This is a genomic window from Phocaeicola barnesiae DSM 18169 = JCM 13652, assembly GCF_000374585.1.
GTDB classification, from domain to species: Bacteria; Bacteroidota; Bacteroidia; order Bacteroidales; family Bacteroidaceae; genus Phocaeicola; species Phocaeicola barnesiae.
This window is the reverse complement of record NZ_KB894651.1, coordinates 65062-78905: the sequence shown is the minus strand read 5'-3', so window position 1 is coordinate 78905 and position 13844 is coordinate 65062. Positions and strand designations below refer to the sequence as shown.

Genomic DNA, 13844 nt, shown 5'->3' with positions numbered 1-13844 from the left:
TCGTTTTTTATATCAATGTTGTCAATCCAAATCGGGAATGCGGGTCAATTGTGCGTCAGCCCACAAATGCTCCAGATTATAGAATTCTCTTACTTCCGGGAGGAATACATGTACCAGAATATCCCCGTAATCCATTGCTACCCATTGTGCATTTCTTAATCCGTCAATGCCATATACTTTTTCACCGGCATGTTTGCGGACATATTCTTTCACTGAATCTACGATGGCAATCACTTGGCTGGGAGAGTTTCCCTGGCAGATGATAAAATATTTGCAGATGGTTTCTTCGATGCCGGTCAAATCGGCGATAACAATATTCTTACCTTTCTTTTCTTGGATACCTTCGGTTATTTTCTCAATCAATTTTTTTGTATCGCTCATTCTACTTTGTATTTCTTTAATATTTGAATTCTATTTATATAACGTCTGACAAATATACTTGGTTTTCCTAATATCACGAAAGAAAGTCTGCTATTTCTCATTGTTTTTGTATTTTTTTGGATGCAATGAACTGAAAATCCAGTGATATCGGGCGCTTTTTCCGTTAAAAACAACATTTCTTCGAAAAAAAACGCCGAAAATGTTTGCGTATAAAAAAAAAGTTGTACCTTTGCAGCGTCAAACGAAAAATGACAGCGTTCATGTGACTTTGGGCTATGGTGTAATGGTAACACAACAGATTCTGGTCCTGTTTTTCTTGGTTCGAATCCAGGTAGCCCAACACATTCACAAGTAGAGGTCCTCACGGAGAGGATATCGAAATTTGCTTGGGCTATGGTGTAATGGTAACACAACAGATTCTGGTCCTGTTTTTCTTGGTTCGAATCCAGGTAGCCCAACTTGAAAAAGCAATCCTGAACAGGGTTGCTTTTTTTATTTTATATTTCCTATTGATATTCGTTTTTACATTAATTGGGCTCAGTTTGAGAATTGGGGGGATTAGGTTAAAAGTCTTTTTCCTGAGTTTCTATTTTTTTTCTTTCTATTTTATTTCCACCCATGTTTCCATGGGTAATCTGTTAAGCTTATGTTCCGGTAGGGGCTGAAAAGTCCGGATGGTGCTCGTAAAACAGATCGATTGGTTCTGTCATCATCTACCTTTTATTCTCGGAAATCGTTAGTATTTATGTTTTTGGGCATTTTTTGAACAAGCATGCTATTTTTTGAACAACCGGATAAGTCCTTTTGAACATCGATGCTATCCTTTTGAATAAACCGGACACTCTTTGACGATTAATTGGATTAATATTGTATGCGGAAATAAGCTGTCTTTGGAAGATGATTTTTGAAGGTTCCGATGGGCCGGTTAAAATTAGATTTCGAATGATGATTCTGAATGAGCCATCGGATAGCTTATGGTGGATTATGTTTGTATTTCAAAAAGAAGATAAGTCATGAAAAAGTCTGTATTGGTCATATTGGCATTGCTCTCTTTGATGGAAGGGTGGGCACAGGTTGTATTTAAGAATGATGAGGTGACTGTATCTGAATTGTCAGAGAAGACATGGGTCTTCGAGACTTGGGATTATACCACTATGTATTTGTTGGAAGGCACAGAAAGAGCGATGTTGATTGACGCAGGAACTCGATGTGCTGGTTTGGATAAGATAGTGGAAAGTATTACTGATAAACCTTATGATGTCGTTATTACTCATGCTCATCCTGATCATGCTGGTTGTATCGGTTATTTTGATGAGGTCTGGATGCATCGGAATGATAGTGTATTGATTCAGGAACGTACCAAAGATTATAAAGGAAAAGTTCGTTATTTGCAGGACGGACAAATCTTTGATTTGGGAGAACGTCAGTTGGAAGTGAAGTTAATGCCTGGGCATACTCCAGGGTCTGTGGTACTTCTTGACCGGAAACGGGGAGATTGTTATTCGGGTGACGCTTTTGGCTCAGGTGAAGTTTGGCTGCAATGTAGACCGATGTTGCCTATTGAAACATTTTATCGTTCTTGTTGTCGCATGGAAAAGTTGATGCTGGAGGAAGGTATCAGTAAAATATGGTGTGGACATTATCCTTATTTGAAGAATTATTTGCCTTTGAGTTACATCCAGACTATGATGAAACTGTCCCGGAGGTTGGCTGATGGTAATCAGGATGGAGCTAAACCTTATACTAATCCATCCATACCTCAGCCATCTACGACTCGTAGTATTTCTGATGGATATTGCAAAATAGTGTATGACCTCACCAATGTGACAGATAAAGAAAAGTGAACGATATCACTTACTGCCGGAAATTGATAATAAAGCAGTGACGGTATTGGGAAATGTATATTTATATTATGAAAAATAATAGAGTTATGAAACGAATTTTATTTTTCCTTCTTGTTGTGGGTATGGCTTTATCGATACATGCCCAAGCTCCTTGGGGACCGCAAAGTAAGGTAGTGACTGATACTATCTATAGTAAGATATTGAAAGCAGAGAGGGCTTATACCATTTATCTGCCGAAGAGTTATGAAGTAGATAAGACACGCAGTTATCCGATTCTTTATTTGTTGCATGGGGTGATGGGGGTGAATACCAGTTGGTTCACTGACCAGCGTGCGGGAGAGGTTGCCGACTTGCTGATGGCTTCCGGTGAGGCTTGCGAAATGATAATCGTCAGTCCTAATGCGGGTGGAAATCCTTATAAAGGTGATTGGAACGGTTATTTCAATATGCCGGGATGGGCTTATGAGGATTTCTTTTATCAGGAATTTCTCCCCTACATCGAAAAGACTTACCGTGTAAAAGCAGACAAAGAGCATCGTGCCATAGCCGGATTGTCAATGGGAGGCGGTGGAACAGCTAGTTATGCACAGCGTCATCCTGATATGTATTGTGCTGCTTATGCTATCAGTGCTTTGATGGATATTCCGGAGGTAGGAGCTATGCCTTCTCAGAGTCCTGATGATAAGATGGCTATCCTTACGAAATCAGTGCAGGAGCATAGTTGTATCAAATATGTACTTAATGCCGATGACGCAACGAAAGAGAAGATTCGTTCGGTACAATGGTTTGTAGATTGTGGAGACGATGATTTTTTGCTTGACCGTAATATCGAATTTTTCCAGGCGATGCGTCAGGCACAGATACCTCTTCAGTTCAGGGTACGCGATGGAGGACATGTCAATGAATATTGGCATTCGGCACTCTATACCTGTTTACCTTTTGTCAGTCGTTGTTTTGGAAAATAATCATTTAAAACTATAAATGTATGCAGATGAAACGATTATTTGTGGTAGCTGCAGTCCTTTTGATGAGTGCTGCAACATGGGCACAACAGGCCTTGTGGGGAACAGCTCCAGTAGTTTCTCCAGATATTCATGATGATAATACAGTAACTTTCCGTCTGAAGGCACCTAAAGCGGTCAGTGTACAGGTTACCGGAGATTTTCTTCCCGCACGTCCGATAGAGACACCTAGAGGAGTATGGGAAGCACCGGGAATAGCTGATCTGAAGGAAGGTAAAGATGGTGTTTGGGAATTTACAACCACTGCTCCGCTGAAACCGGAACTTTATAGCTATTCTTTCATTGTAGACGGGCTGAAGATCATGGACCCGAGTAATGTGTATATGATTCGCGATGTGGCCACAGTCACTAATGTTTTTATTATTGGTGGCGGACGCGCTGACTTGTATAAAGTGAACGATGTACCTCATGGAACAGTAAGCCGTATGTGGTATAATAGTCCTACATTAGGGATGGACAGACGGATTACAGTATATACTCCTGCAGGTTATGAAACGAGCGGAAAACGTTATCCGGTGTTTTATCTGCTTCATGGAGCAGGAGGCGATGAGGAGGCCTGGATAAATCTGGGACGTACTTCACAGATACTGGACAACCTGATTGCAGAAGGCAAAGCTGAGCCGATGATTGTAGTAATGACCAATGGAAATGCTTGGCAGGAAGCTGCTCCAGGCGAGTCTTCAAAGGGATATACCGTACCTTCTATGCGTCCTGATGAGGCTAAAAATACGGTGGAAGGTGCTTTTGAACTGGCTTTCCCTGATGTCGTGAAGTTTGTGGAAAAGAACTTCCGTACAAAGAAAGGCCGTGCTAACCGTGCGATTGCCGGACTTTCAATGGGAAGTTTCCATTCTGCTAACATATCCCGTTATTATCCGGATATGTTCGGATATGTAGGTTTGTTTTCAGGTGCTACTTCGAAGAATGAGAAATCAACCAGTCCGGTATATGCCGATTTCGATGCTAAACTGAAGGTTCAGTTCTCTAAAACACCTTTGTTATATTATATCGCTTGCGGTAATACGGATTTCGTATTCAAAAGTGTAACTGACTATCGTAAGATGTTGGATGAGAACGGATATAAGTATGAATATTATGAAAGTGACGGCGGCCATATCTGGCGTAACTGGCGTATCTATCTGACAGAGTTTGCTCCCAAATTATTTAAATAGTTAGAAATCGATATTTTGTAAATTTAATAATATGAAAAAACAACTTTTTTCAATGGCAGTAGTTGCTGCTACATTATGTGCTTGCGGTTCGAGTACACCGCAATTGGGGAAAAATTCCATCGATGAGGTGATTGGAGCCATGACTTTGGAAGAAAAGGCTCACCTGGTAGTAGGTACAGGTATGAAAGGCTTTTCGGGAGACAGTGCTGTGATAGGTACTACGAAAACATTGGTGCCTGGTGCTGCAGGAACAACTTATCCGATTGAACGTCTGGGAATTCCTGCAGTCGTTTTGGCAGATGGTCCTGCCGGATTACGTATCGATCCGATTCGTGAAGGAGATTCAGCTACCTATTATTGTACACATTTCCCTATCGGTACACTGTTGGCATCTACTTGGAACCAGGAGTTGGTAGAGCAGGTAGGTCAGGCTATTGGTAACGAAGTGTTGGAGTATGGTGCAGATGTCTTGTTGGCTCCGGCTTTGAATATTCACCGTAATCCGCTTTGTGGACGTAACTTTGAGTATTATTCTGAAGACCCTGTTGTTGCAGGTAAGATCGCCGCTGCGTATGTACGGGGTGTACAGAGTAATGGAGTAGGTACATCTATCAAGCATTATGCAGCAAACAACCAGGAAACGAACCGTACAGGAAATGATGCCCGTGTCTCTCCACGTGCGTTACGTGAAATTTATCTGAAAGGTTTCGAAATTGCAGTAAAGGAATCTTCTCCTTGGACTGTGATGTCTTCTTATAATTACTTGAATGGAACCTATACTTCAGAAAATCCGGAATTGCAGACTACTTTGTTGCGCGATGAATGGGGATTCAAAGGTATGGTCATGACAGACTGGTTCGGTGGTAAGGATGCTATTGCTCAGATGAAAGCAGGTAATGATATGTTGCAGCCGGGTACCGATAAGCAGTATGAGGCTATTATAGAAGGTGTGAACAATGGGAAACTGGATATGGCAGTGCTCGACCGGAATGTAAAACGCATCTTGGAGATGATTGTACAGACCCCGCGTTTCAAAGGGTATAACTATTCCAATAAACCGGACTTGAAGGCTCATGCAGCTGTAACTCGCCAGTCTGCTACAGAAGGTATGGTATTGTTGAAAAATGATAAGGAAACATTGCCTTTGGCTTCTACAGTCAAGAATGTGGCTTTGTTCGGTTGCACTTCGTATGATTTCATTGCCGGAGGAACAGGTTCTGGTAACGTGAACCGTGCTTATACGGTATCATTGCTTGACGGTTTGAAGAATGCCGGTTATACTGTCGATGAAAATCTGAAGAATACCTATGAACAATATGTCGCTGCAGAGAACAAGCGCTTGCAGGAAGCCAAGAGAGAATGGTTCATGCCATTGTCTCGTCCAACTGAAATGAAACTTGATGCTTCAGAAGTAAGTCAGTTAGCAGCCAAGGCTGATGTTGCATTGGTGACAATCGGTCGTACATCGGGTGAATTCCTTGACCGTCAACGTGCAGATTTCAACTTGAATAAAGAAGAAATGGATTTGCTGAAGTCTGTATGCAATGCATTTCATGCAGCCGGTAAGAAAGTGGTAGTCGTACTGAATATCGGTGGTGTAATAGAAACTGCTTCTTGGAAATCTCTGCCGGATGCTATTCTTTGTGCTTGGCAGGCTGGTCAGGAAGGTGGTAACAGCGTAGCCGATGTATTGAGCGGTAAGGCTTCTCCTTCTGGACGTTTGACAATGACCTTCCCGGTTAAATTCGAAGATGCCGCTTCTTCTGCTAACTTCCCGATTAACTTGAAAGCTAACATTGACATTACAAACAAGGAACAACAGAAAGGAAATGTCAAGAATGTAGATTATACCAACTATGAAGAAGGAATCTATGTCGGCTATCGTTATTTCGACAGCTTCAATAAAGAAGTATCTTATCCTTTCGGTTACGGTTTGTCTTATACCTCTTTCAGCTACAGCAATCCTGCAGTGAAGTCTGATAACGGTGTTTATACTGTTACGGTAGATGTACAGAATACAGGTAAGACAGCAGGTAAAGAAGTGGTTCAGCTTTATGTTGCGGCTCCGGATGCAGCCAAATGCAATAAGCCTGAAAAGGAACTGAAGGCTTTTGCTAAAACAGCCGAACTGAAACCGAACGAAAAAGCAACTGTAACCTTGAAGGTAAATGCTGCTGATTTGGCTTGGTTTAATGAAGCTTCTTCATCTTGGGTTGTAGATGCCGGTACATATAACTTCCTTATCGGTGCTTCCTCACGCGATATCAAAGCTACACTTCAGGCTGAAGTCGCTGCTTCTTCTCAGAAGGTCAATGATATTTTGAAACCTCAAGAAGCTATTCAGGAATTGAAGAGATAACTGGCTATTTGTAGAATTGGGAAAGACCCGGTGAATACCGAACTGGATTTTGCCGGGGCTTTCTTTTTATAACCTTATATATTTATCAATAGAATAACATGAACAAGAAAGTTTTTTTATCGCTGGCCTTGGCGACAAGTATGTTTACGGCTACTGCTCAACAGGTAGCGCCGGCCATTCCTCGGGATGAAAAGATAGAACAGCAGGTAGAAGCATGGTTACAGAAGATGACGCTCGAAGAGAAAATCGGGCAGATGTGTGAACTGACTATCGATGTTTTGCAACAGCGTACCAATCCGTTTGAAGGCCTGAATATGGAGAATCTGAAAGTTGCTGATCTGCAGAAGATTCTCAAGAAATATGGAATAGAAAAAGAATTCGATCTCTCAGGTGGAATTCCTGATAAGGATGTGATGATGAAAATCTACATGCGTATCCAGGGAATAGAAAGTCAGAAAGGTTTCCAACTCAGCGAAGCTATGCTGGACTCTGTCATTGGTAAATACAAAGTAGGTTCTATCCTGAATGTCCCGAACGGTAAGGCTCAGACTGTACAGAAATGGCAGGAAATCATCAAGCGTATTCAGGAAAAATCGATGGAGGAGATAGGGATTCCTTGTATTTATGGCGTTGACCAGATTCATGGAACGACCTATACGCTGGGGGGAACTTTCTTTCCACAGGGTGTCAATATGGGAGCTACTTTCAACCGTGAACTGACACGCAGAGGAGCCGAAATCTCTGCTTATGAGACAAAGGCAGGAAGTATTCCTTGGACTTATGCTCCGGTAACCGATTTGGGTCGTGATCCACGTTGGCCACGTATGTGGGAGAATTACGGAGAAGATTGTTATCTGAACGCTGAAATGGGACGTGAAGCTGTACTTGGTTACCAGGGAAATGATCCGAACCATATTGGCGATAATTCGGTAGCCGCTTGTATGAAGCACTATATGGGATATGGTGTTCCTGTTTCCGGAAAGGACCGTACGCCTTCTTCCATTACTGAACAGGACATGCGTGAAAAGCATTTTGCACCTTACCTGGAAATGGTGAAAAACGGTGCCTTGTCTGTAATGGTGAATTCTGCCATGAACAATGGGTTGCCGTTCCATGCAAATTATGAACTGCTTACGGAGTGGTTGAAGAATGACCTGAATTGGGATGGTATGATTGTAACAGACTGGGCGGACATCAATAACCTTTACAGCCGTGACCATATTGCTAAAGACAAGAAGGAAGCCATTAAGCTTGCTATCAATGCCGGTATCGATATGTCTATGGATCCTTACGACTGGAAGTTCTGTACATTATTGAAAGAGCTGGTGGAAGAAGGAGAAGTTCCGATGAGCCGTATTGACGATGCTGTGCGCCGTGTCTTGCGTCTGAAATATCGGTTGAACCTGTTTGAGAAGCCTTATTATGACCTGAAGGATTTTCCTCTTTTCGGTAGTGCTGAGCACGCAGCAGCAGCTTTGAAAGCTGCCGAAGAATCCTTGGTTCTGTTAAAGAATACAGATGGCATACTTCCGCTGGCAAAAGGTAAGAAGATTTTGTTGACAGGTCCGAATGCCAATTCTATGCGTAGCTTGAATGGTGGTTGGTCATACACTTGGCAAGGTAGTAATGCTGAAGATTGTTCAGAACCTTATAATACGATATTGGAAGCCTTTACCAATAAGTTTGGGGCTGAAAATATTATCTATGAGGCTGGAGTGACTTACAATGAAAAAGGAAATTGGTGGGATGAAAATGCTCCTGAAATTGAGAAAGCTGTAGCAGCAGCTGCCCAGGCTGATTACATCGTGGCTTGTATCGGTGAAAATTCTTATTGTGAAACTCCGGGAAACCTGACTGATTTGACGCTTTCTGAGAATCAGCGTAATCTGGTGAAGGCACTGGCTAAAACCGGTAAGCCTATCATTCTTGTGCTCAACGAAGGTCGTCCGCGTATCATTGCTGATATCGAACCGTTGAGTAAGGCTGTTGTGAATGTTATGTTACCGGGAAACTACGGTGGAGATGCTTTGGCTAATCTGGTAGCCGGTGATTCCAATTTCAGTGGTAAGATGCCTTATACTTATCCGAAAGAAATCAATTCACTGATTACTTATGACTATAAGCCTTGTGAGCATATAGGTAAACAGATGGAAGGTGCCTACAATTACGATGCAGTAGTCAATGTACAGTGGGCATTCGGCTATGGATTGAGTTATACGACTTTTGCTTACAGTAACTTGAAGGTCGATAAGACCAGCTTTACAGCCGATGATGTACTTACTTTCACCGTCGATGTGAAGAATACCGGCAATCGGGTTGGTAAAGAGAGTGTACTGCTCTTCAGCAGTGATTTGGTAGCTTCGCTTACTCCGGACAACCGTCGTTTGCGCGCATTTGATAAGGTGGAATTACAGCCTGGAGAGACCAAGACTGTTACCTTGAAAGTTAAAGGTTCAGATTTGGCTTTTGTAGGGTACGATGGCAAGTGGATACTTGAAGAAGGAGACTTCCGCATGCAGGTTGGTGACCAAGTGGTTGGAGTCGCATGTTCACAGACAAAGAAGTGGGACACTCCTAATAAATGACTATTCTTAGAATAGTACTTAGCTGATAAGCGTGAAGAGGAAATCTGCATACCTGATATCAGGCAGATTTCCTCTTTCTTATTTGGGGATACTTCTGTTAGAGTAGAGACGTTTTCTGTCCATGAAAAAAGCCTGTACTAAGGAATTGACTTCCTTTTGTACAGGCTTTCATGATATGAGAACAATGTTTTTTTATTCTTTGCTCAAGGCTTCATCGATGGCAGCTATCTTTTTCTGTACCAGCTCCATATCTGCTTTCAGCCGTTCTATTTTCCGGTTGATTTCTGATACCAGCGAATTCCCTTTCTTCGATGAAGAATTAAGGAAACCCAGGTTGTTTTCATAGGTCTGGATATCGTTTTTCAGCCCTTCGTAAGTACGGACCAGTTTCTCGCGGTCTCTATACAAATTACCTTCCTTGTTCAGTCCAGACTTGAAGTTGCTCAGTTTCTTTTCAGTTGCGGAAAGATGCAGCTTGTCGAACAGGCGGTCTACTACGGCATGATATTCCTTGTACAGCCGGTCTTTTTCCTTGAAAGGTACGAAACCGATGCTGTTCCATTCCTTCATGAGGGCACGGGTCTTGTCCGCAGTTGCTTCGTCAGTCGTTCCGGCTTCATCCAGGGCCTTGAGCTGGCTGATGACAGCTTCCTTCTTGGCTTGGTTTTCCGATTCAATGCTTCGCTGAGAAGAAGTGGCTTTGTTCTTTTGTTCGAAGAAATAATCGCAGGCTCCTATGAAGCGTTTCCATACGGCATCTGAGTGCTTTTTGGCAACCGGACCGATGGTTTTCCATTCTTTCTGTAACTTAGTCAGGATTTCGGCTGTTTCCTTCCAGTCTGTACTGTCTTTCAGTGATTCGGCTTTCTCGCACAAGGCTTTTTTCTTTTCCAGATTCTCGGCCATACTCTCTTTGATGGATTTGAAGAAAGCGGCTTTGCGGCGGAAAAATTCGTCACAGGCAGCGCGGAAACGTTCGAAAATCTTCACGTTCATTTTCTGAGGGGCATAGCCGATAGTTTTCCATTTAGCCTGTAGTGCCAGAATTTCCTGGGTCTTGTCTTCCCAATCTGCGAATGTCTTGAATGTATCATATTCCATTGATTCGACGATTTCGCAGATAACAGTCTTCTGGTCCAAGTTATTCTGTTCCTTTTCTTTCAATTCTTCGAAATGCTGCTGGTGACGGCGGTTTACCGTAGTAGATGCAGCCTTGAAGCGTGCCCAGATGTTTTCGCGCAGTTCTTTGGCTACCGGGCCGATGCTACGGAATTCCTGGTGCAGTTTCTGCAGTTGATGGAATGCTGATACCACATCGGGTTCGGTCGCCAGTTTTTCGGCGGCTTCGCACAGATGCAGTTTGGCTTCCAGGTTTTTCTTGAAGTCATATTCGCGGAATTCGTTGTTCAGTTTCAGCATGTCGTAGAATTTCTCGGTATAAAGCTGATAGCTTTTCCATAGTTCGTTGACTTTGGCTGCCGGAACCTGTTTGATTTCGTTCCATTCCTGTTGCAGTTGCTTGAATTCGTTGTAACGTTTGCCTGTGTCTTCAGGGGTTTCAGTGAATTCCTTCATCTTGTCCAGAATAGCCAGTTTCTTAGCCAGATTCTCTTCTTTTTCCTGCTCCTGTGCAGCTGTCAGCGTATTCCGTTTTTCTTTGATAGAGCCCATAACCTGCTTGAATTCGGCTTCTTGCGGGTCTGGGGTAGGGGTGAATTCTTCGGCTTTCCCGCCTCCTTCGATGAAGGCTTTGCGGGCAGCTTCTTGTTCGGCTTTATGTAGTTTATAGAAATTCTGTTTTAAGGCATCGATTTCCTGTTTATCTGCATTGCAGGCGTCTTCGTCTATTTCTTTCAGGCGCTGTATGACTTCTTCTTTTGTTAGTTTGGAGGGAAGTGTTACATTCTCAGTTTCTTCGATAGGGGGAACCGAAACGGAAGGTGTGTTTTCCACCGGAGTTTCAGTTAACGGGCGGTTAGTATCATTTAATTCCATCGTGAGTAGATTTTAAGTATATGCTTACTTGAAGTATCATTACAAAATAAACAAATTAAATCTGATTTTCATATTTTTTTGCAAGTTATTTTTGGTCTTATCCCTGTTTTTCCTTCCTTTTTTTACGAAATGCTATTCAAATAGCCCTTTTCTGTGAAAGTATTTCATCGTAGAGGGGGAGTTGTGTGTCTGTATGACGTATGGGTACTTCGGATATTCATGAAACAGAAACCGCTGGAAAAGCAGGTTCCTGTTTCCAGCGGTCAAGTTGTATATATTAATATGGTGTATCAGGAAAGCATGACGGTGATTCCCATGTAGAGCAACATGCCGATAATGTCGTTCGTAATGGAGATGAACGGACCGGTAGCAATGGCCGGGTCTATTTTCAGTTTCTCCAGCGTCATAGGAACCAAGGTACCGAAGATAGAAGCGAACATCACGACAGCAAACAGGCTGATGGATACGGAATAGCTGACTGTTGCACTGGCTCCGAAACGGATGAAGTTGTAGATATATACCAGCATGGAGATGATGGTAGCGTTGATGAGGGCTACAACCGATTCCTTCATGACTTGCTTCAGGGTGTTTTCGGCGTTCAGGGAACTGTTGGCCAGACCTTGCACAACCAATGCGGAGGATTGGGTACCCACATTTCCTCCGGTACCACCGATAAGCGGAATGTAAAGAGCCATTTCGGGATGAGCGGCAAAAGTGGAATCGAAATTTCCCAGAATCATGGAGTTACCGATACCGCCTAACATACCGATGAGCAACCAGGGCAGGCGGGCTGTCGTCTGACGGAAGACGTTATCGTCCGATTCTACATCCTGTGACAAACCGGAAGCCAACTGATAGTCACGTTCTGCCTGTTCACGAACTTCGTCCATGACGTCGTCTACAGTGATACGTCCTACCAGACGTCCGATGCTGTCTATTACAGGTACAGCTACCAGGTTGTATTTTTCGATGATTTGTACGACTTCTTCGATAGGGGTATCTACATGGACAGAAACAGGGTCTTTCTTCATGACGTGTTTCACTTTCGATACAGACGGGCTTGAAATCATTTTCTTCAACGGGAATACGCCGCGCAGCCGTTCATCGTCGTCTACTACATAGACATAGTAGATTTCGTCCATGTCTTCTGCCTGTGTCCGCATTTCACGCAGGCATTCCGGCATACTCCAGTTCTCGTTCACTACTACCATTTCGGTACCCATCAGACCACCGGCAGTATCCTCGTCGTATTTCAACAGGTCGACGATATCGCCCGCCTGTTCAATGTCTTCGATGTGTGAAAGGACTTCTTCCTGTTTGTCTTCGTCCATTTCACGGATGATGTCGACGGCATCGTCCGAGTCCATGTAGTCTACGAAGCGCTTGGCGATGGTTTCAGAAGGAAGGATTTCCAGAAAACGCTTTCGGGCGTCTTCGTCCATTTCAATCAATACATCGGCTGCGGTTTCGTTGTCCAGCAGCAGGTAGATGAAACGTGCTTCCTCTGCATCCAGTTCGTTGCAGAGTTCAGCGATGTCGGCAGGATGCAGTCCGCTCAGGTATTCTTTCAGTTGTTCCGATTCTTTGCTTTCTATCAGTTCGGAAACATGCTTTAATTCGTCGTTGTTCATCCTGGTAAATGAGATTAGAAGAGTTTGTTTAAAGTATAGTAGTTATTCCCGTTTTACCTCAGAGGGGGTATCGGCCAAAGCCTTTTCCACCCGATTGGTCAACTCGATGAAGTCTTCCACCGAGAGTTGTTCCGGCCGTTTGTTGAATAGAGGGTCGGCACTTAGCGGGCTGTTCTTGTCCAGAATGGGGGAGATGGAATTCCGTAGGGTTTTCCGCCGTTGGTTGAAAGTGGTCTTCACAATCTGTTTGAACAGCTTCTCGTTGCATCCCAAGTCCTGGGTTTCATTCCGTGTCATGCGGATGACCGCGCTTTTTACTTTGGGAGGCGGATTGAATACATGCTCGTGTACGGTGAACAGGTATTCTACCCGATACCAGGCTTGTATCAATACGCTTAGAATACCGTAGGTCTTGTTGCCGGGTTTGGCGGCAATGCGTTCGGCCACTTCCTTTTGTATCATACCGGTACAGCACGGGATGAGGTCTTTGTATTCCAGCATCTTGAAGAATATCTGGCTGGAAATGTTATACGGATAGTTGCCTGTCAGCACGAAAGGTTTTCCGTCGAACAGGCTGTTCAGGTCCATTTTCAGGAAATCCTGTTCGATGATGTTGTCACCCAACTGAACGAAATTTTCTTTCAGGTAAGCGACCGATTCGAAATCCAGTTCCACCACTTTCAGTGGTCTACCTTTCGGAATCAGGAACTGGGTAAGTACACCCATTCCCGGCCCTACTTCCAGAATAGGGATATCCGGACATGTATCTACCGTGTCGGCGATGTCTTGAGCTACCTGCAAATCTTTTAGAAAGTGCTGTCCTAGAAACTTTTTGGGTCTGACTAATTTCATCCA

The 13844-nt window shown here is 43.5% G+C and carries 9 protein-coding genes and 2 tRNA genes; 7 read left to right on the top strand and 4 right to left on the bottom strand.

The features are described 5' to 3' along the window. Positions 1-21: 21 nt before the first annotated feature. Positions 22-381 (bottom strand): ribosome silencing factor, encoded by a 360-nt coding sequence (gene rsfS, locus C510_RS0110195; RefSeq protein WP_018711239.1) that lies wholly within the window; start codon positions 379-381, stop codon positions 22-24. 269 nt (positions 382-650) lie between these two features. On the opposite strand from rsfS, the gene C510_RS0110190 reads away from it, so the two are divergent. From C510_RS0110190 to C510_RS0110155, 7 genes are all read left to right on the top strand, one after another. Further along, positions 651-721 (top strand) — tRNA-Gln (locus tag C510_RS0110190). A gap of 47 nt (positions 722-768) precedes the next feature. Further along, positions 769-839, top strand: a tRNA-Gln gene (locus C510_RS0110185). A 555-nt stretch (positions 840-1394) separates the two neighbouring features. After that, positions 1395-2225, top strand: coding sequence for an MBL fold metallo-hydrolase (locus C510_RS0110175; RefSeq protein ID WP_018711237.1), 831 nt, complete (start codon positions 1395-1397; stop codon positions 2223-2225). An 86-nt stretch (positions 2226-2311) separates the two neighbouring features. Next, the gene (locus C510_RS0110170; RefSeq protein WP_018711236.1) at positions 2312-3190 is read left to right on the top strand and encodes an alpha/beta hydrolase; all 879 of its coding nucleotides are present in this window, start codon (positions 2312-2314) and stop codon (positions 3188-3190) included. Positions 3191-3216: 26 nt separating this feature from the next. Further along, positions 3217-4419, top strand: coding sequence for an esterase (locus tag C510_RS0110165; RefSeq protein WP_025892411.1), 1203 nt, complete (start codon positions 3217-3219; stop codon positions 4417-4419). Between the two features lie 31 nt (positions 4420-4450). Next, entirely contained in the window at positions 4451-6778 is a 2328-nt protein-coding gene (locus tag C510_RS0110160) for a glycoside hydrolase family 3 C-terminal domain-containing protein (protein ID WP_025892412.1), read from the top strand. 98 nt (positions 6779-6876) lie between these two features. Continuing rightward, the gene (locus C510_RS0110155) at positions 6877-9363 is read left to right on the top strand and encodes a glycoside hydrolase family 3 N-terminal domain-containing protein (protein WP_018711233.1); all 2487 of its coding nucleotides are present in this window, start codon (positions 6877-6879) and stop codon (positions 9361-9363) included. A gap of 192 nt (positions 9364-9555) precedes the next feature. Here C510_RS0110155 and C510_RS0110150 read toward each other — a convergent pair whose 3' ends face one another. From C510_RS0110150 to rsmA, 3 genes are all read right to left on the bottom strand, one after another. Continuing rightward, entirely contained in the window at positions 9556-11358 is a 1803-nt protein-coding gene (locus tag C510_RS0110150; RefSeq protein WP_018711232.1) for a DUF349 domain-containing protein, read from the bottom strand. Positions 11359-11648: 290 nt separating this feature from the next. Continuing rightward, positions 11649-12989, bottom strand: a complete 1341-nt coding sequence (gene mgtE, locus C510_RS0110145) for a magnesium transporter (RefSeq protein ID WP_018711231.1) — start codon at positions 12987-12989, stop codon at positions 11649-11651. Positions 12990-13031: 42 nt separating this feature from the next. Next, positions 13032-13841, bottom strand: coding sequence for a 16S rRNA (adenine(1518)-N(6)/adenine(1519)-N(6))-dimethyltransferase RsmA (gene rsmA, locus C510_RS0110140; RefSeq protein ID WP_022339615.1), 810 nt, complete (start codon positions 13839-13841; stop codon positions 13032-13034). Positions 13842-13844 lie beyond the last annotated feature (3 nt).